Origin of the sequence: Mucilaginibacter pedocola (genome assembly GCF_002013915.1) — a bacterium.
Lineage (GTDB): Bacteria > Bacteroidota > Bacteroidia > Sphingobacteriales > Sphingobacteriaceae > Mucilaginibacter > Mucilaginibacter pedocola.
In genome coordinates, this window is the sequence record NZ_MBTF01000001.1 from 533,819 (window position 1) to 552,478 (window position 18,660).

The 18,660-nt window shown below is 42.3% G+C and carries 17 protein-coding genes and 1 tRNA gene; 6 read left to right on the plus strand and 12 right to left on the minus strand.

Going from position 1 to position 18,660, the window contains the following annotated elements:
- Positions 1-35: 35 nt before the first annotated feature.
- Positions 36-458 (minus strand): DUF4267 domain-containing protein, encoded by a 423-nt coding sequence (locus BC343_RS02270; protein WP_078346088.1) that lies wholly within the window; start codon positions 456-458, stop codon positions 36-38.
- An 84-nt stretch (positions 459-542) separates the two neighbouring features.
- A complete protein-coding gene (locus tag BC343_RS02275) occupies positions 543-1,118 on the minus strand; it encodes a Crp/Fnr family transcriptional regulator (protein WP_078346089.1) in 576 nt (191 codons plus the stop codon).
- Between the two features lie 157 nt (positions 1,119-1,275).
- Here BC343_RS02275 and BC343_RS02280 point away from each other — a divergent pair, with 157 nt between their 5' ends.
- Positions 1,276-1,929, plus strand: coding sequence for a hypothetical protein (locus BC343_RS02280; RefSeq protein WP_078346090.1), 654 nt, complete (start codon positions 1,276-1,278; stop codon positions 1,927-1,929).
- Between the two features lie 22 nt (positions 1,930-1,951).
- On the opposite strand, the gene BC343_RS02285 is transcribed toward BC343_RS02280, so the two are convergent.
- Positions 1,952-3,514 carry a family 43 glycosylhydrolase gene (locus BC343_RS02285; RefSeq protein ID WP_078346091.1) on the minus strand — a complete coding sequence of 521 codons (1,563 nt, stop codon included), beginning with the start codon at positions 3,512-3,514 and terminating at the stop codon, positions 1,952-1,954.
- A 167-nt stretch (positions 3,515-3,681) separates the two neighbouring features.
- Here BC343_RS02285 and BC343_RS02290 point away from each other — a divergent pair, with 167 nt between their 5' ends.
- Positions 3,682-5,313, plus strand: coding sequence for an ABC-F family ATP-binding cassette domain-containing protein (locus BC343_RS02290; protein WP_078346484.1), 1,632 nt, complete (start codon positions 3,682-3,684; stop codon positions 5,311-5,313).
- A 254-nt stretch (positions 5,314-5,567) separates the two neighbouring features.
- Here the strand turns inward: BC343_RS02290 and BC343_RS02295 are convergent, their stop codons facing one another.
- From BC343_RS02295 to BC343_RS02325, 7 genes are all read right to left on the minus strand, one after another.
- A complete protein-coding gene (locus BC343_RS02295) occupies positions 5,568-6,506 on the minus strand; it encodes a hypothetical protein (protein ID WP_078346092.1) in 939 nt (312 codons plus the stop codon).
- 44 nt (positions 6,507-6,550) lie between these two features.
- A complete protein-coding gene (locus BC343_RS02300) occupies positions 6,551-7,198 on the minus strand; it encodes a DUF2971 domain-containing protein (protein WP_143822034.1) in 648 nt (215 codons plus the stop codon).
- Between the two features lie 3 nt (positions 7,199-7,201).
- Positions 7,202-8,008, minus strand: a complete 807-nt coding sequence (locus tag BC343_RS02305; protein WP_078346094.1) for an SIR2 family protein — start codon at positions 8,006-8,008, stop codon at positions 7,202-7,204.
- A 475-nt stretch (positions 8,009-8,483) separates the two neighbouring features.
- Positions 8,484-9,668 (minus strand): FAD-dependent oxidoreductase, encoded by a 1,185-nt coding sequence (locus BC343_RS02310; RefSeq protein ID WP_078346095.1) that lies wholly within the window; start codon positions 9,666-9,668, stop codon positions 8,484-8,486.
- A 77-nt stretch (positions 9,669-9,745) separates the two neighbouring features.
- Positions 9,746-10,603: a helix-turn-helix domain-containing protein gene (locus BC343_RS02315; RefSeq protein WP_078346096.1), complete on the minus strand. Its 858-nt coding sequence runs from the start codon at positions 10,601-10,603 to the stop codon at positions 9,746-9,748.
- Between the two features lie 34 nt (positions 10,604-10,637).
- Positions 10,638-11,084: a GNAT family N-acetyltransferase gene (locus BC343_RS02320; RefSeq protein WP_078346097.1), complete on the minus strand. Its 447-nt coding sequence runs from the start codon at positions 11,082-11,084 to the stop codon at positions 10,638-10,640.
- A gap of 115 nt (positions 11,085-11,199) precedes the next feature.
- A complete protein-coding gene (locus BC343_RS02325; RefSeq protein WP_078346098.1) occupies positions 11,200-11,571 on the minus strand; it encodes a hypothetical protein in 372 nt (123 codons plus the stop codon).
- A gap of 281 nt (positions 11,572-11,852) precedes the next feature.
- Here BC343_RS02325 and BC343_RS02330 point away from each other — a divergent pair.
- The 4 genes from BC343_RS02330 (at position 11,853) to BC343_RS02345 (ending at position 16,461) form a co-directional block, all read left to right on the plus strand.
- A tRNA-Ile gene (locus BC343_RS02330) sits at positions 11,853-11,926 on the plus strand.
- Between the two features lie 292 nt (positions 11,927-12,218).
- A complete protein-coding gene (locus BC343_RS02335) occupies positions 12,219-13,442 on the plus strand; it encodes a site-specific integrase (RefSeq protein WP_078346099.1) in 1,224 nt (407 codons plus the stop codon).
- A 127-nt stretch (positions 13,443-13,569) separates the two neighbouring features.
- Positions 13,570-14,961, plus strand: a complete 1,392-nt coding sequence (locus BC343_RS02340) for a Shedu anti-phage system protein SduA domain-containing protein (RefSeq protein ID WP_162276805.1) — start codon at positions 13,570-13,572, stop codon at positions 14,959-14,961.
- Between the two features lie 288 nt (positions 14,962-15,249).
- Positions 15,250-16,461, plus strand: a complete 1,212-nt coding sequence (locus BC343_RS02345; protein ID WP_078346101.1) for a putative phage abortive infection protein — start codon at positions 15,250-15,252, stop codon at positions 16,459-16,461.
- A 16-nt stretch (positions 16,462-16,477) separates the two neighbouring features.
- Here the strand turns inward: BC343_RS02345 and BC343_RS02350 are convergent, their stop codons facing one another.
- Both BC343_RS02350 and BC343_RS02355 read right to left on the minus strand, forming a co-directional pair.
- Positions 16,478-17,530, minus strand: coding sequence for a carbohydrate kinase family protein (locus BC343_RS02350; RefSeq protein ID WP_078346102.1), 1,053 nt, complete (start codon positions 17,528-17,530; stop codon positions 16,478-16,480).
- Positions 17,523-18,659 carry a hypothetical protein gene (locus tag BC343_RS02355; RefSeq protein ID WP_078346103.1) on the minus strand — a complete coding sequence of 379 codons (1,137 nt, stop codon included), beginning with the start codon at positions 18,657-18,659 and terminating at the stop codon, positions 17,523-17,525. Before BC343_RS02355 ends, BC343_RS02350 begins: the two co-directional genes overlap by 8 nt.
- Position 18,660: the final 1 nt, after the last annotated feature.

Sequence of the window (18,660 nt, forward strand, 5' to 3'; positions counted from 1 at the left end):
TCATTTCCAAATCTTCTATTTCTTTTCACCCGGGCTTAGCTTTTAGCATCAACGGGCATCCTGAATAGCAGAACGCTGTTTACCATCATCACCAAAGCAGTAATGCCGTGTATCATCAGGTGCGCCATATCTCCGGCACCATTGGCGGCCAGCACGTTAAAGAAATCTCCAAGAGGCACCACAATAGTACTTGTGAATACCCATGCGGTGGCTTTGCGCATCCGCATGGCCAATAGGGGTATTAATACTATGCCCGAGAAAATATCTCTTATCCCTTTTATCTTGCCGTACGCAGCATCGCGCATATCGTTAAAAACAATGCCATAGCCCGTGGCACCAACCTGCGGAAATAAAATAAAACGTATGCCGATAAAGATGATGCCTAAGGCCAGCAGGAGGGTTAGCCAGTACGATACCGAGCGCCGGCCCCATGTTTGTTGTTTGATCTGTGTTTCCATTATTGTAAATATTTAATGGTACAAATCTCCCAAACCTAAGGCCCTATCTCGTTCACCCGGGTTAACTAATGCAGCAGGGGGAATTTATTTTTCGTTAGCCAACCGTTTACGAATACGGCTTAGCGATTGTGGTTTTATCCCCACGTACGAGGCTATGTAATATTGTGGTATGCGTTGTGCAAGGCCGGCGTAGGAGTGCAGGAACTGCTTATAACGCTCGGCCGGCGAATCTTTATAGAATGATTTTAGCTGCTGCATGCTGCTTAAAAACACGTCCTCAATGGCAACCCTGCCCAGTTTTTCGCCCTCGGTTAATTCGGCATACATGCGCTGCAGGTCGGTTTGTCTGATCACCTGCAGGTGGGTATCTTCAATTGCCTGTATGCTCATATCTGATGCCGTGCGGGGCAAAAAGCTTTGGTAGTTGCTTACAAATTCGCCCTCCCTACTAAAATAAAGCGTTTTTTGGTTGCCGTTATCATTCATGTAATAGCGCACCAGCCCCTCTTCAATAAGGCCAACATAGCGGCATAGTTGGCCTTCCTCCAAAAAATATTCGCCGGCTTTTAAATGGAGCGGTTTAAACAAGGTGCCAAGTAGTGCCTCGTCTTCGGCATTAAGCCGGATGAGATGTTTTACCGTTGGAATAAGCAGGCTCATAGCATTAATTTGAAAACGAAATATCGGCATTTATAAACCTTGAAGCCACCTCGTTACCATATTTTCTCTGGAACAGGGTTTTGATGTTTTTTTACACTTCAGAACAAAAACAACTTGCCGGGGTTTGAAAACTATAGCTTGCCATTAGCCGTATATCATGAAAAACCTTTACTGCCTCTTGTTCTGTTTAAGCCTGCTGGCTTGTAACTCGTCTCCGCAAAGTAATTCGGTAAAGAAGCCCGGGCATACCGGCCCGTTCGATCTTGCAAAATTATCATTGACCGAGCACATGCCTGATATATTGGCAATTGAGCACTTCGCCGTACAAGCCAAAGATACCACAGACGGCACCATGTTAGGTTACGAGTTGTTTAAAACGGGCGATAAGAAAGCCCTTAATTTTGGAGGTGCCTTCCTTTCGGGCCATAACGCACACGTGAGCTTTCATTACGAAGAAAAAAGCGGGCAACTTGCCGGTTACGAGTTAAAACTTTACAGCCAGCCACAAAGCGATACGCTCATCAGGCTGCTCGGCAATAACGCCACCCCAATTTTCAAACGCACCAAAATGCCTAAGGGCGAAATAGAGATCGACGTGAACGGTAACGAAGTAAAGCCCGGAAACAGCGTGCGGCAAACCTATCGGGTATGGGAGAATAGCGCTAAAGGCATAACTTATTACCTAACCGAAGATGGCACAGAGCCCAAACTAACCACCACACTTATCGCTTTGAAAAAAAATACCCCATTTAGTAAGGACATGACATCTCTTAAGCAACTCGACTGGTATAAAAATGAGAAGAGCGAATAGCGCCTATCCGCTCTTATTATCGCTACTTCCCGAAAACTTTTATCTCAAATATACTGAGTGCGTTATCGGCATCTTCGGGGTCTAACCTGTCGGCGCTTTTCGGTAGGTCTACTGCACCGGTTATGGTCAGCTTTACGTAACGCGCGGATGGTTTTAGTTTACTCTTATCGGTTACGGGAGACTGGGCAGCGCCATCGGTTGTGCGGTCGGTGTATAGCTTCCAGTCCGTTTGTTTAGCCGCCTTAGCCAAACCGGTGGCTTTGCTTTGCGGTAGGTACTCCAGTTTATATTTGTAAGTGCGGCTGGTGAATTCGAACATGGTTTCTATGCTATCTATCTGATGGTTTTTACCCAGGTCCACAATGATCCAGGGCGATTCGGCACCAAGGCCGGCATCCCAACGGGTGCTATAGTTATCGTCTACAGCGTATTTGCCTTCATACTTAAAATCGATACTCTCGGTACGGTAGCGTTTGGGATTATGCCCGCTTTGGTAAACGCGTGCTGACGATACCAGCGTAGGTTTGCCCAAAGCAAGGTTCTTAGCCATCGGTTTTGCTTTACCCAGGCTTACGCCACGATGTGTGGATATAACCTTTTTGATGCTGCCATCTGTATTAAAAAACACCTCGTCGATACAGGTTCGGCGCTTGCTGTCTACAAAAGGGTAGTGCTGCCTGTGGTAGGCAATATAGGTATGGCCTTTATAGTCGAATAGCGAATGATGGCCGGGGCCGAGGATGTGCTTACTGTCATCGCGCACCAAGATAGGTTCCGTCATGGAAGTACCTAGTTCGCGGTAGGGGCCGGCAACGTTCTCCGAAACAGCATAGCGCACGTTGTAATTCTCGCTGCCCTCGAAAGACCACATCAGGTAATAAAGCCCTTTGCGTTTATAAATGAACGAGGCCTCGAAGGTGTTTTTTAGCCCCGTGATCTGTACATAATTGTAATTCCCCGCAAATTCGGTAGAAGCCGTTTTGTTAAATCGCGCATCATCGTTATCAAAAAACAATTTACCATCCGCCCCGAACCTGAATTTCATGATCTTGAACTCCCGCGAATCAAAGCTGAAATACAGCTTTTGGTCGTCATCTAAAAAGAATTGCCCGTCGTACCCACGGTAAAACATTTTGCCGGGTGCCGCGCCATTGGCATCTTCCCAAGGGCCAAGCGGGCTGCCACTCATGGCTATGAATACCTTCGAATCTATACTGTACATCAAATAGTATTTTTTGGTGCCCGGGTAGTATACCACGCTTGGTGCCCAAACGTATTTCTCGCCGGCATAGTCGGTCCATGTTTGGGGCAGGTCTATCTGTTTGTTCTTCCAGTCCTTGCCATCTTTTGAATACCACATTTGCGCCGGGAAAACGTTCTCGCCGCTCGCGCCATCGTTAGTGCCGAATGCATAAAAAGCATCGGTGTTCTTATCATAAAATACTGATGCATCGGCAAGGTAGGCGGGGATAATAGGGTTACCGGTACCTTGTGCGAATACGTCAAGATCTTTAACGGTTTGCGCCTTTGTATACAGGCAGTTGATGGCCAGCAGGAGTATGGCGATGATTTGGAATTTTTTCACAGGATGTGGTTGTTATTGGCTCAATGCCAAATTAACGGCAATTGAAAAACAGACGCTCCACACAGGGCATCAAAAGGTATACAAATTGTATCAAAATGGGGGAGGCTGCTGTGCTTGCGATAGGGGATATTCGCTTATCTTTGCGCCCGAATCAAAATGCGCATACTGTGATCAATGTAAATAATATTTCGGTGTCGTTCGGCGGCACCACCTTGTTTAGCGATGTTACTTTCTCTATCAATGAGAACGATAAGATAGCCCTCATGGGCAAAAATGGGGCGGGTAAATCTACCATCCTCAAAATAATTGCCGGCGAGGCCAAGCCTACTACCGGTAACGTTACCGGTCCTAAAGAGGCCGTTATAGCCTACTTGCCCCAGCACTTGCTTACCGAAGATAAAGCCACCGTTTTTGAAGAGGTAATGAAAGCCTTTGCCGAGGCCAACCAAATGGAAAAGGAACTGGAGGAACTGAACGAGCAGCTGAATATCCGTACCGATTACGAGAGCGACGATTACATGAAGCTGATCGAGCGGGTATCTGAACTGAGCGAGAAGGTTTACACCGTTGAAGATACCAACTACGATGCCGAAGCCGAAAAAGTACTGAAAGGCCTTGGCTTTGAGCGCGAAGATTTTAATCGCCCAACATCTGAGTTCTCGGGCGGCTGGCGCATGCGTATTGAGCTGGCCAAGATACTGCTGAAAAAGCCCGACCTGATCCTGCTGGATGAGCCTACCAACCACATGGATATTGAGAGTATACAGTGGCTGGAAGATTTCCTCATCAATTCGGCCAAGGCGGTGATGGTGATATCGCACGACAGGGCTTTTGTGGATAACATTACCAACCGCACCATTGAGGTTACCATGGGCCGCATTTACGATTACAAGGCCAAATACACCCATTACCTGCAACTGCGTGCCGACCGCCGCCTGCACCAGTTAAAGGCCTACGAAGAGCAGCAACGTTTTATTGCCGATAACCAGGAGTTTATAGACCGTTTCCGCGGCACCTACTCTAAAACCCTGCAGGTACAAAGCCGCGTAAAAATGCTGGAGAAACTGGAGGTGATAGAGATAGATGAGGTAGATACTTCTGCCTTGCGCCTCAAATTCCCGCCATCGCCGCGCTCGGGCGCTTACCCGGTGATGGTAGAGGACCTGAGCAAAAGCTACGGCGACCACGTGGTGTTCAAAAATGCATCGATGGTGATAGAGCGCGGCGAAAAAGTGGCCTTTGTGGGCAAGAACGGCGAAGGTAAATCTACCATGATCAAAGCCATCATGAACGAGATCGACTTCGATGGCAGCATGAAGATAGGCCACAACGCCAAAATAGGCTACTTTGCGCAAGACCAGGCCGCCAAATTGGATGGCAACCTAACCGTTTTTGAAACCATTGACCAGATACCCCTAACCGACAATACCCTCAAAATACGCGACCTGCTGGGCGCTTTCATGTTCAGCGGCGACGATACCACTAAGAAGGTAAAAGTGCTATCGGGCGGCGAGAAAACCCGCCTGGCCATGATCAAACTCCTGCTGGAACCCGTGAACCTGCTGATACTGGATGAGCCCACCAACCACCTCGACATGAAAACCAAGGACATCATTAAAGATGCCCTCAAAGATTTCGACGGCACCCTCATCCTCGTATCCCACGACCGCGACTTCCTCGACGGCCTGGTAAAAAAAGTATTCGAATTTGGCAACAAACGCGTAAGGGAACACTTTGAGGATATCAAAGGGTTTTTGGCTTATAAGAAGATGGATAGTTTGAAAGAGATAGAGAAGTAATCGATTTCGCTTTGGAATTAAAAGAGCCGTTTCCTGATGAGGGGAGCGGCTTTTTTGGTTAGGGCGCCCACTTGGGTTCGCAACTATTTATCAGGTTAACTGATTTTTAGTTCATTACAAACTTATTCTTATGGTAATTACATAGCTAAAAGGTAATTACATAGCTAATGTGCCCTATAGACTACATAAAAGTAAATGATTAAAATGAATTCAATAAATATTTTCTTTAAAAATGATAGTTGAATCCTTCCTGATTAGATATGTAACTTCCGCTTAATAGTTTTTCTAAAAATGTTATAGGTGTCGTTAAGAGCATTAATGTTGACTTTCATCTGCTCAAATAATTCCTCCCATTCTCTGCGTTGTTCCATTGTTGGATTTACATAGCCGTTATGCCTTAAATAATGAGGCTTTAATTGAATACTGTAATTTTCAATATCTTGTTGATAAGGCCATAAATCGAAATGACAATCAATTATATCTTTTAGCGCAGGAATCGTTGCAATAAAATTCTCCTTGGCTTCATTGATTTCTTCATCTATAAATCCGTTCTCTGCTCTAGAAAAATGCGTTAAAACGTTATCTAACCGGTCAGAATCAAATTTTCTACAAGAGGCATCTCCTAATAAATCCTCTCGAAGTTTTACCCATTGTTCATTATTCAACACTTTTTCAGAAAGCCGAAAGTTCTCAATGTCATGTTCTTTAATCGGGTCTCTTTGGTTTTCAGTATTGGAAGTAATATTTACAACTTGAGCAATTATCCCCCCACGTTGACCATAGCTACTGACAGCAATAGCTGAAGTATCTGTTTTTGATTTATTAAGATTCTCCAAAACCCAGTTCTTATGTTGTGTTTTCCAATCGAACAACACTTCTTTCTTGTAATCGATTCCTTTATTTTTATCAATAAGATCTGCACAGTTAGAGCACAAAAAAATCGCGTTATTGATATTTGTTCGTTCAGCTTCGCTATAACTACTATCATATCTTGGCCCTCCTGGCGAAGCTGCTGTAATATGAGCCACTTTGCCCATATACTGAACTTTATTTTCATCTGTGAGTGATGGCGCTATTGTCAATTTGCGACAATCGGGATTAGAGCAAATATATGCAGCCTGTGTTTTAACTATATTTATAACGGTTGTCTCGAAATCATCCCGACCTTTTTTTTCAGTAGTATTTTGATCCATATCGTATCAGTTCAGGTTTAAAAAAGCAGTATGAATTAGATAGCTCAATCTGTTTTGAACCGATTGATCCAACGTTTATTCTCATATAAGGTAGATCGGTTAATTCTACTTTTGGGGTCACCACGTAATCCCTTGAGGTGATTTTTGAGCGTTGCGTATATTGGCTCGGGCATGTGCTGACTTATGGTGATCCGCTTGATTACATCAAGAGGTATATCAATTTCAAAAAAAGTTTCGTCTGTGTTCGATTCAACAATTATTCGATATTCTTCCTCACACCGGTAAGGCCAACGTTTAGTAAACGGCATCTTATCAACGTCAATTGGGGAATCTGCCTTTTCTACATCAGAAAGTTTCCTATAAATAACTTTGCCATGCTTCAAATTATCGACCTTATCAATGATTTCAAATAGCTTTTCAGCATTAAATTCGATTAGGCACCCACTTGTCCCATCGGAAAATGTTTTCCAATGGTGAATGGTTTCGTCGCCATGTGAAAGGCAGACCGCGAATAAATTTTTTATGTTTTTCTTTTCCTTGTAAGCAAGGATAACCTCAGAGTCGTTTTTATCATCCCATAATTTAGGGTTGAGCAAAGTAAGCTTTTTGCGTTGCAGCAAATCAAGGAGCACAGGCAACGTGGTAAACCTGTTCAATCTTTTTATTTTCCTTGTGCGTGATGTATTTTTCATGGCTTAATAGTGGACCGGTGTATCCAAGTCAGCGGGATGATATCCAACAATCTTTACTGGATACCTGTCATCTGTTAAGAACTTCACCCGATTGGCTACTTTAGCATGATCCGGGTCAATGATGATTATTTCTCGTATGTTGGGTGATGACCAACCAGCGGTCAATGTTTGTGATAATTCGGCATCCAGCGGATCAAGTGAAAGGCCGTACAGGACCGAGATATTACATTCCTCCAAGGTTCGCCAAATAGAACTATGAAGAGATCCCATTTTTTCATTCTCGCTTTTTGTTCTGTAGGCTTCAGCTACAATTTCAGATGGTAGATACATTTCTTGCGGTTCATCAAAATCGCCATGAATATGATAAGTTTGAATATCGCTTCCCGAATATGGATAGTTGCTTTCGCCCAGTTCATTGATTTTATGATCTATGACCTTATCCCAATTGGTAGTTATGAGTATAGCCTGATGATGTTCTGAAAATATGAACTTGTATAAGATGTCTTTAAATTCTTTTCTGGTCCTAAGCAATCCCGACCTCTGTGCGATTTTTAGTTCTCTGGCCATTGCCTGTTTTAATTTATTAAAGTAGGCAACAGCTTCTATTGCCCGTTCTTTTGCACCATCGTAAGTATTCGTTGCGCTGAAGCGAACTAAATAAACTAATCTTGCTAAGAAACAATAAGCCGCGTCACCATTCAGCTCCTGCTTATAAAATGGCTGAAGTGCTTTAATGATTGGTAACCAGGCGTTTTCAACTGCTCCTGCACCGACAATAAATGCTATTTTATCAGATTTTGGTTGCTTCATTTATAAATCAAAGGTTTAGATTTCTAATTAGCGAACGTAATTTTAAGCACAATTCGTCAATAATCATATATTACTATGCGAAATCAGGTTAAGAATTTTCAGGGATAATGAAATCCTGTGTTTAAAGAGAAGTTCCTTAATACTTGCTGTCGGGGACCTTCAACTTAAACCTTATAACAATTGACCAGCAAATAGCTGAATAGGTCTCGCTTTATTGAAGATTACAAGCAGGAAAATAATAACTATTGATTTATTGCAGCTCTTTCCCAGGTGATCTTTGCAGTTTTTAATTCACCGTTAAACATCATTGGTCCGTCTGTTTGTAAATTGAGGTTGTCCAGCATGGCGCGAGTATGCAGCATCGGGCAATATGCAGCGTACTGGTGACTAATCTCAACCAAAAAGCCGTTCTCTCACATTCGGAAACGGCTTTTTGGTTGTCAGTAAGCCTGATATACCTTATATTAGAAAATATTTATTCATCCCCCGCCAACATCCTAATCAACTCCTCCACCGATTCCTCATTTGGCGATGCAAAATCTGCTATCCCTTCAATTGTTTCGCGGCATAGGTCGGCGGAACGTTCGAACATGATTTTTTCGTAAGCTGATATTGCTTCCTGAAGTTCGCTGAATTTTGGATCGGTAAGGCATTCGCTTAGGTCTAAAGCATCCAGCATGGCTAAATTCACGCCCTCGCCGTTAGGGGGCATCAAATGTGCGGCGTCGCCGATCAGGGTTAGGTTGGCTTTTGTTTCCCAGCGTTGGTCGATCGGGAAATAGTTGAGCGGGCGTAGTACAAATTGCCCGCAGGCCTCGAGGAGTGAAAAAAACACGGGGCTCCAGTCTTTAAAGCGATCGGCCAGGTAACTGTGGACCGCTTCGGCATCATTGAAATCAATGCCGCTTGTTGCTCCCCAGTTCTCAGGATACATCGAGGCAACGTAAAAAGTTAAGCCACCATCGCCGCGCGGCTGCACAGCAATAGTTGCCCCGGCGCCCATCGCCATCAGGTTCGCCTGGTCAACCAGTTCATACATTTCCGGGCATGCGGTTTCGGGATGATCTATTTCTCCCTGGATGATGGTTGCGCCGGAATATTTTGCCTTCACATCCGTAACATAAGGGCGTATCTGCGAACGGTACCCGTCCGAGCCGATAACGATATCTGCGGTCGCGATCGTTCCGTTTTTAAAGTGCAGTTCCCATCCTTGGCCCACCTGTTGCATGGTTAAAAACTGGCTATCCCATATCACCGTATCAGGATAAAGCGCGGCGATCAAAATATCCCGCAGCGCGCCGCGGTCTATCTCGGGCCTGAACTTTTCGTCGCCAAAACTTGTCGCTCCGCTTTGGTTTCCATCGTCTAAAAGAATGTTCCCCTTAGGGTCAAGCAAGCGGTATTTATCAGCACCCCGCATATAGTTTGCTTTAAATTCTTCCAGTAATCCCGCTGCTTCGATCACTTTAAGCCCCGAATCGAAATGCAGGTCAATTATGGCTCCCTGCACGCGTGATGCCTGACTGAAGTCGCGTTCGTATACTTTTACGTCGACACCTTTAAGCTGCAAAAGCCGGGCAAGCGTTAAACCGCCCGGGCCACCGCCTACAATGGCGATCTTTTTATGATGTAGTAAATTTATTGCTGTTGATGTTTCCATTTGATATCTTTTTATGATAAAGCAAAGGAACAGGGAACGCGCAGGGCAAACAATGGCAGGAGGGAGCAAGTGTAGGACTATTCGCGGTTTTTATCCCGGAAAGCTATCGGCGTGCTACCGGCAACTTTTACAAATAGCCTTATGAAATAGGAGTGGTCGTGATAACCTAACTCGCCGGCTATCTCCTTTACCGACCGGCTGGAATGGAACAGCAAGCGCTTAGCTTCGAGCATAACACGTTGCTGGATGTGGGCGGACACCGACCTGCCTGTAGTGGCTTTTACACACTCATTCAAATAGGATGTGGAGATGTTCAGCAGCTCGGCGTAGGCTGCAGGTTCCTTTATTTTCCGGAAGTTTTTTTCTAATGAAGTTTTGAACGACCGGGTGATGATCTCGAACCTTGTAAAGTGCTCCGATGGTTGTGACTTTCCCAGGTATTGGGAGACGACCATCGCGACCAGCGTATTGCAACTTTCCTTTAAAATGGAATGGTATAATTTCTCCTCCTTCTGTTCCGAAAGCTTCAGGCATAAGGCAGCGGCTTGCGAAAGCGTGGCTAAAGTCCCCGGCTCAACAGCCAGTGGCTTCACGGGGGAAAGATTTTGCAGCGAATTCAGGTATTCCGACCGCAGGTCTTCCTCTGTAATGATCCAGGTGCTTATAGCAGCATGCTCAAATTTGATGAGGCGGTGCACCTGGTCGGGTTTTATAAAAACGATAGCCGGCGCCTGGATGCAATAGGTTTGAAAATCGATCTCGATGTGCGTGTTGCCTTCTTCCTGAATAATGAACGTATATCCGCCGTCGCGATGCGATCGCTCCACTTCATATGAATTGGGCGAACCGTCGAACGAGTCCCTCATCATCATGATGCCATGGTAGGCTCCCTCGGGCAGCTTATTAACGGGTATCTGCCGGCTCTTTTTGCTCATTTTAGTTATACATCTGTAGCTTATCGGTCTACGTTTATCCCCTCACCATCTCTATATGCTCTATCCCGTCTTCATCATAAGTTTCCCCATCTTCAACAAAACCTAACGATTTGTAAAACGGTAAGGCATAGGTTTGTGCACCAATTCGAATAGTTTGTTTGCCGAACAACTCCTCGCAGCCTTGTATAGCAAGCTCCATTAGTTTTCTGCCCAAGCCGGTGCCCCTGGCGGCGGGGCAGGTGATAACCCGGCCGATTGATATTTCTGCGTATGATAACCCTGCGGGTACCAGGCGGGCGTACGCTGCCAGTTTATCGTTGGTATATAACAGCAAGTGATGGCATTTTTGGTCTTTGTTGTCCTGGTCTAAAAACACGCAGTTTTGTTCTACTACAAAAACTTCGCTGCGCAGGCGTAGCAGGTCGTATAGCTCATCCACGGTAAGTTGGGCAAAGGGTTTTATTTGATGTGTAAGGGGCATGGGATATAGTTATTGCACAAACTTAATTATATCTGCTGCTGGAAGGAAGTATTGCATTATTTTATCGCTGTACTTTTTTATAACCTGGTATAAGTATGCTGGGCTGCGTAGCGTGTTAATTCAAGGTAGGGGTGCGAAATACAGGTACAAACAAACCCATGTAGGCCGTGAGGTGTACAATCATGTGGCGGCTAATGGCTTCGCCTACGGCTTGTATAGCCTGCGCGGTAAGCGGGCTTTGGTAATAAGGGTCGGTGGGTTCGGCATCGGGCGGGCGCGGGTAATCGTCATCGGGTAGGCGAGCGCTGCGGTCATACCAATGGCCGTCTTCCAGTTGCAGGGTTAGCGTTATAAACTCATTCCCATCGCGAAACTCGATAATGAACTGCGGCGTGTACGGCATATCCCATTGTTCGGGCGGTACCTCGTCCACCTGTATCCGGGTAAGCCCCCGGCTTAATTCCACGTCGATATAAAATTCTTCCATGCCAATTCCAAATACAATAATACTAATATTTTTAGTAATTTATATTGATGTGGGAAAATTCCCGAAAGAATAAATATCATGTTTCCACGGTAGTGAAACGCATGTAGCTGCATTTACCACTAAACTGTGGACGCACTTCAGCAAATGGTTGTCCGCTTTTGCCAGTTTAACTAAAAATAATTCGGCTATAAAACAGGCGATTATGGCTATATTGGAAAAAGTGAGACGATTTTTTGTAAATGCCGCTCTATTTTTACATATTTGCAACCTCAAAAATAACCGCGCCTATAGCTCAGTCGGTTAGAGTAGAAGACTCATAATCTTTTGGTCCCTGGTTCGAGCCCAGGTGGGCGCACAAAGTAGACCAGTTCTACACCTCGAAACCCTCTAAATAGCTTATTTAGAGGGTTTTTTCATTAATTATACCCTTCCTAACCCCAAAGAAAGCCAAACTTCTGAACACCTAACTGACTACCTGAGATTAGTTTTTACCTTAGGTGTTCAAAAGTTACTTAACGAGCTGATAAGTAATCTGTTAAGTGAACTAAAACTCACAAAACGAAAATTCCGTGGGCACCTTTTGAACACCTGAAAGCGAAGCTGAAACAGGATGCAACTAATTCATTAATCATTAAAAATGTTATTGTATGAAAACATCGCAGTCATTCCGCATTTACTTTACGATCAAAAGTGATAAGGAGAAGGATGGCAAAGCACCACTATATGTAGTGGTTACTATCAACAAGGAAAAATGCTTTATCGCCTTAAAGCAAAAAATGGTTGATATTAGTATTTGGGATTTCGGAAAAGGAGCCGCAAAAGGCACCAAGAATGAAATTAAAGAGTTGAATGCCTATCTGGAAGAGGTTAGGCTTAAGTTAGGTAACTGCTATAAGGAGTTGCAATTAAAAGGGAAGCTGATCAATACAAAATCGATCAAAAGTCTTTTCCTTGGTGAAAAAGAAGAAGCGTTTACGTTGAGCAGCCTAATGAGCTACCATAACGAAACGGCTAACAAGGATTTAAAGTGGAGTACGCTTAAGCATTATTATGTTACCCAGCGCTACTTAAAAAAGTTTTTGGAACAACACTATAATGCTACTGATATATACCTGCGAGAACTGAATTATAAGTTCGTGAAAGACTTTGAAGTCTTCTTGCGTAACCACAAACCGAAAGATCATCAAAAGCCGCTTAACAATAACGGCGTGATGAAACATATTATTCGGTTAAAGAAAATGACCAACCTGGCCTTAAATCTACATTGGATAGATGCGGATCCTTTTGCAACTTATAAACTTAAAATTCAAAAGGTCAATCGGGAGCAGCTGTCAGAAGTCGAATTGAAAGCTATTGAAGAGAAGAAATTTGGTATTGAGCGATTAGAAATGGTGAGAGACATGTTCGTCTTTTGCTGCTATACAGGCCTATCTTACGTTGATGTTAGCAACCTGGAGCCAGAACATATTGTGACTGGTGCGGATGGCGGCCGTTGGATTAGGACATGCAGAGAAAAGACGCTTATACCTGTGATAGTGCCGTTACTGCCTAAAGCATTAGCCATTCTTGATAAGTATAAAGACAATGAGCGCGCTTTATACGATGGCCGTGTATTTCCGAAGATATCTAACCAAAAAGTTAATAGCTACCTAAAAGAAATTGCTGATCGCTGCGATATTACAAAGAACGTCACTTTTCATATCGCCAGACATACATTTGCTACCACGGTCACATTATCTAATGGAGTACCAATTGAAACTGTAAGCAAGATTTTAGGGCATACTAAGATCACGACTACTCAAATTTATGCTAAAGTGGTTGAACGAAAATTAAAAGAGGATATGGATAGACTTCGGATGCGCCTCAAATAAGTTTGAAATTCAAAAGCCCGCATTACATAGCGGGCTTCCCCTTGGCTAGTCAATCTTCAAGAAAGGCGCTCCGTTCGCCAAATTTATGTGTTATTTTCTATCTTCAATCAAAAGAATGTCCACTTCAATGAATAAACCAAACCGAACTCAATTAGGGCTTTACCAAAACCATGCACTGACCACTATTTTGAACCACTATGACTCTAGCCGCGATGTCACTGTGGCGCTACCTGCCGGCTCAGGAAAAACTCTGCTTGCAATCTATGCAATGGAAGAATTAGGTAAGCGTCAAGAAGTTAATCGAATGCTGTATGTATCTCACTTCAATGCAGCCGTTGACAATTTTGCACGATTAATTGAACAAGATGATACCAGTGGTAAAGTTGATGTGATGACGTTTAATGCCCTCAACCGAATATTAAGTGAACATCAAATCAAACCCAATCATTATCAAGTGATAATTTTCGATGACATTGACCTCCGGCTTCAAGAAGTAAGTAATTTATTCCATCAAGTTGGAGGGTTCAAAATAAATTTTGTCCGAACAGAAGACGGAGATGTGGACAAGAAATTTGTTTATAGTGATTTATACATTTACACGTTAAATCAAGCGTTCAATGACGGTTATTTGGTCAAGTCGCAGGAGCTAGACCTTTCGCAACAAATTGACCTGCTAAAAGAAGAGGTCGCCAAAATTACCACCGGAACTGATTGGTCACAAGCGATTAGTGATACAATTGTCAGGCAAATTGACCAGCTCAAAAAGAAAAATACAGAATATTTCAAGGCCCAAGAATTATTGTTGTCAGGTAAGATCCAACATGACGAAATCATAGAAATGTCTTATAGAAAGGAGCAACTCCTTGAATTTAAGAAGCTGCTTGATGATAAAAGCTACTTTGACCGTCAGGTAGTTGATGGCAGTGCTACGGAATCTGTTTGGCAAAAGTATTTTGAGCGAAATCATTGGATTTTCGGTTTTGGACTAAATTATGTCTTTAACACAGCTTTGGAAGGAGGTGGCTTAGAGCGAGCCGTGTCTGGATTCAGCGTAACGGGACACGGCAAACGCAGCGACGCTTTACTTAGTACTACAGGTATCATCCGTTCACTTTGCTTTGGCGAGATCAAGACTCACAGAAAAGAAATCTTGAAAAAAGTTAATATTCCCTACCGGTCGGAATCTTGGAGTATTTCCGACGAACTTGCCGGAGGAATTGCACAGGTACAACGTACAATTCAAAAATCACTAATGAATATTGCCGAAGCACTGAATTTAAAAGATGCAAACGGTTATAGCACCAAGGAATCGATCTATTTGTTTAAACCAAAATCATTTCTAATTATTGGTTCATTGAATGAGTTTAAAAATGCTGAAGGGCAAGTACAGGAAGACAAGTTTAGCTCATTTGAGCTTTTCCGTCGATCCATTTCAGATTTAGAGATTATTACGTTCGATGAGCTTTATCAAAGGGCTGACGCTATTGTAAATAGGAAATGGAACATTTCAAATTCTTAGACGATTACAGAGCACCGAGGACGTCATCAATGATGATTGACTTTTTTTAAAACTGATTTGATACTAAGCAACTTTTGCGGTAAAAGCTACGCAATTACAATGGCGACTGAAATTCTGTATTTAACCAGATTACTTATAAATGTTTGCCTGAATTCGATCCACGTAATGTTGCTTGATTTCCTTTTTAAATAACCTAATCGAAAATTACATTTATACGTACTGTGAAAATAAATATTATTATCGCAGTTATTATATCGATTTCATTAAATTCGAGTATAACTTATCACAATGACAATATTCGTTTTATTGGTAACTTTTACCCTAATCGGCCTTCTAATAACAGTTGCATGGTTAGTATTTAGTAGAGTTACAGCCACAAAAAGCGGCATAATACCGATTGGCCATACTAGTAATGTTGGAGGCCTGAGTTGGAAAGTATATGTTTGCTTAATATTAGCAGGTCTAATTATAATAGGCAGTTTTTGGGCGCCCTTTCTCCTTACGAGGAAAGCCATTAATGAAGATTTTAATTTTAGTAACACCGGTCAAATTGGTGATACAATCGGAGGTTTAATGAATCCCTTTATTGCTATAGCTGGTGTAATTGTTACAGGGCTGGCTTTTTACATTCAATATAAGGCAAACGAACAACAAAGGGCACTATTTTTGGCGGAACAAGACGAAAATAAAGCACAGTTACAATTACAAATAGACGTTCAGAATCGGCAAAATGAATTAGCTCAGTTCGAATCGCAATTTTATGAGATGTTGAAATTGCACAGGGAAAATATATCTGAAATGGATGTTAGCGGTTATGATTTCAACGAGGTTGGGTCAACACTTGTCAGATTCGAAAAAACAACGTCCGGAAGAAAGATATTCGTGACTATGCAAAAAGAGTTAGAATGCATATTTGGGATTTATAAGCTTGTATCGGGAACCCTCACAAAAGATGGTTTAGACCATTCTTATCAAATCTTTTTCGAAGGGTTGGACGAATTTTCCAAAAAACACCCTGAACAAAAGCTTTTCGTCGACAAGTTGAATGAAGCTAGAAGAAGGCACCGTTATCCGGATGATTCAATAACGACCAATCAATCTCGAAAAGATTTTGGAAATGACATAAAGATGAATTTTAATTTCAAACCATTTTCAGGACACGCGTCGCGTTTAGGACATTACTTTCGCCATTTGTATTTAGCGGTTAAATCTATAGCCACTAGTGACATAGTTACAGATTATGATGATAGGATGAAGTACTTAAAGCTACTCCGAGCGCAGCTCTCTAATCACGAACAAATATTACTTTTTTACAACTGGCTAGCTGGATATGGTACTGATTGGGAAAATAACGAGCAACCTTTTTTTACTGAATATAAAATGATTCACAATTTATGGTATGATCGATTACCTAAGGATGAAATAATACAGCAAAATGTGAATTTTCTAAGAACTAAAAATGTAGAACATCGACAAGGGAAAATGTTTGAAATTGATTAAAAAGTTGCATCGTTCATCAACTTGCCGCGAATAGCGAGGAAATTTTTAAGTCATATTGTTTGATTTCATATTTGGTGTCTGGCTTGTTATGAATAATAGAAGATTGTGAATCAATTATATGTTCCACATACAACATCAATTCGGTCTTGGTGACGTTATACATGAGGCCTCTAGCACCTTCAAATGTACAATTTAGGGCACTTAGTGCTTGAGAGAACCTTAACGATTTCGCAACTATATTTTTCGTTAGATTTTCCAAGTCTTTTTGCTCACGATGCAAATACCAAAGCATGCCAGCGGTACACCAGTCACCGGCCCCCGCTGCATCGATAACATTCTCTATTTCATATCCCTCAAGAAAAGTCCAAGAAGATTCGCCTTTACACCTGAAGTGTAAACCTCCGCTACCTAATGTCTGTACCTCCAATTGGGCTAGGCAAACTGGATAATGATCATCGTAGCCTGATATACGATCAGACGAAAATTTAATAATATCGGCAATCTCAACGCATTGTCGAAATCCTTTTTCGTCTTTCATGTTAGACGGTTCAAAGACAACTAGCGTTTTTCTTTCCTTATAATATTTCGCTAAATCAATTGAAGACCTGTTTATTCGATCGAAGAAATAAACCACAGGGACAGGGGCTTTTCTAACAACGTCAGGAACATTTTTCGCCAAACAGGGCTTGTATCCCGGTAGATAAGTGCCATCTTCTGGATTTCTAAACTCATATCGATGTTTTGCTGCACCTTTATTATCTTTTAAAATTCTGTGAATAATAATTGGTGTGCTTCCATCAGCAGTATATGATATCAATTCTCTTTGAACATTCCATTTAGACAAATCCTCGTTAATCAGTTGAGAAGCCATGTTATTAGATAACCTAGCAACGGGAAATGCAGCCCAACCTAAATATGATAAAATGGTTAGCACATTCCCGCAAGAACCACCCGCCAGGAATTGGCTGGGCGTCGATGGGGTACTGCTAATAACCACGTCAAGGGCTAGTAACCCCGCACCAATTACTGCCGGTTTGTTATCGATTTTATATAGGTTTCGTCTAATCATTGTATGGTTCGCCGGTCAGCCAAATTTCGAACATTTTGTTGTGTTTATCAATGCTTATTTTCTCGTCATCGTAAGTCGGATCTAAATCATGGCCTAATGATTCGACATGCATTATTCCGATATTCGTGTTCTCGCTTTTCTTCTCAAAGACTGCTAAAAAAGTTCCCATCGTCAGAAGTTTACTGGACAGTGCTGATACAATTATTTTACAACCTTTAAGCAGGGCAAATGAATCATTATATCGCTTTATTGTTTGGCTTACCAATCTATAAACCTGAAATGGGTTCGATTCGTCAACGTATACAATGTTTTTAGCTTCGAAATCAGAGCCATTAAATAATCTATCTTGATATTCGACAATGAGGTTGTCGCCTCTACGAAGATTTTCAGAAGGAAATGGCAGGACAGGACATATTTCAACAGGGTTGAGTTTACCTCTAATTTTGTCGAATTGACCAAGCTGTTTTTCACCGAGAATAGGAATCCAAACCTCTTTCTGCTCATCTGTAAGTGCAATCTGTTTGAGATAAAATCCGTGAATGAAGGATGATTCTTCATCGGTTCCTCTGTCATTGATAATCGAGTCCAGTTTCGAATTTTCCGACACAACTATATGAAGATTTTTGCGTTGAGCATTTGATTTGTTATATCTATCGATAAGAGTCAAGGCCTTGTTAATTACAGGAATAAACACGCTCCTCGGCATTGCGCTAATATCAATTACAACATCGCTGTAACCATCAAAAAAACTTTCATTGGTTATAATATTCGTTGACTTTACCGATGCGATACTTTTATCATCGTCTGATCTCATCACCAATTTTTTTATGGTGAAATTGCTGTGTCCGTTTGTTTTTAAAAATGCACCGAGTCGTTCCAAATGTTTTGCAACAGATGGCTTGGGTGCTTCCTCCGTCTCTTCTTCATTTTTAAAGTATCGTATAACGACGGTGTCTCGTTTCTTACTTGTTTTAAAACTAAAAATTTCTTCAATAGCCATTAAAGTTCTAGGATCAAAACCAACACCCATTATAAAAAGTATATCAGGCTGGACGTCGTGTTGATAGCTTTTCCAAAATTTTCCGAAGTCATCACCAGACTTCAAGAAATAATTTTCCCATCGAAGCATA

Coding starts and splice junctions, on each gene's coding strand:
- BC343_RS02270 (WP_078346088.1), bottom strand. CDS start 458: ATGGAAACACAGATCAAACAACAAACATGGGGCCGGCGCTCGGTATCG.
- BC343_RS02275 (WP_078346089.1), bottom strand. CDS start 1,118: ATGAGCCTGCTTATTCCAACGGTAAAACATCTCATCCGGCTTAATGCC.
- BC343_RS02280 (WP_078346090.1), top strand. CDS start 1,276: ATGAAAAACCTTTACTGCCTCTTGTTCTGTTTAAGCCTGCTGGCTTGT.
- BC343_RS02295 (WP_078346092.1), bottom strand. CDS start 6,506: ATGGATCAAAATACTACTGAAAAAAAAGGTCGGGATGATTTCGAGACA.
- BC343_RS02300 (WP_143822034.1), bottom strand. CDS start 7,198: ATGAAAAATACATCACGCACAAGGAAAATAAAAAGATTGAACAGGTTT.
- BC343_RS02305 (WP_078346094.1), bottom strand. CDS start 8,008: ATGAAGCAACCAAAATCTGATAAAATAGCATTTATTGTCGGTGCAGGA.
- BC343_RS02310 (WP_078346095.1), bottom strand. CDS start 9,668: ATGGAAACATCAACAGCAATAAATTTACTACATCATAAAAAGATCGCC.
- BC343_RS02315 (WP_078346096.1), bottom strand. CDS start 10,603: ATGAGCAAAAAGAGCCGGCAGATACCCGTTAATAAGCTGCCCGAGGGA.
- BC343_RS02320 (WP_078346097.1), bottom strand. CDS start 11,084: ATGCCCCTTACACATCAAATAAAACCCTTTGCCCAACTTACCGTGGAT.
- BC343_RS02325 (WP_078346098.1), bottom strand. CDS start 11,571: ATGGAAGAATTTTATATCGACGTGGAATTAAGCCGGGGGCTTACCCGG.
- BC343_RS02335 (WP_078346099.1), top strand. CDS start 12,219: ATGAAAACATCGCAGTCATTCCGCATTTACTTTACGATCAAAAGTGAT.
- BC343_RS02340 (WP_162276805.1), top strand. CDS start 13,570: ATGAATAAACCAAACCGAACTCAATTAGGGCTTTACCAAAACCATGCA.
- BC343_RS02345 (WP_078346101.1), top strand. CDS start 15,250: ATGACAATATTCGTTTTATTGGTAACTTTTACCCTAATCGGCCTTCTA.
- BC343_RS02350 (WP_078346102.1), bottom strand. CDS start 17,530: ATGATTAGACGAAACCTATATAAAATCGATAACAAACCGGCAGTAATT.
- BC343_RS02355 (WP_078346103.1), bottom strand. CDS start 18,659: ATGCTTCGATGGGAAAATTATTTCTTGAAGTCTGGTGATGACTTCGGA.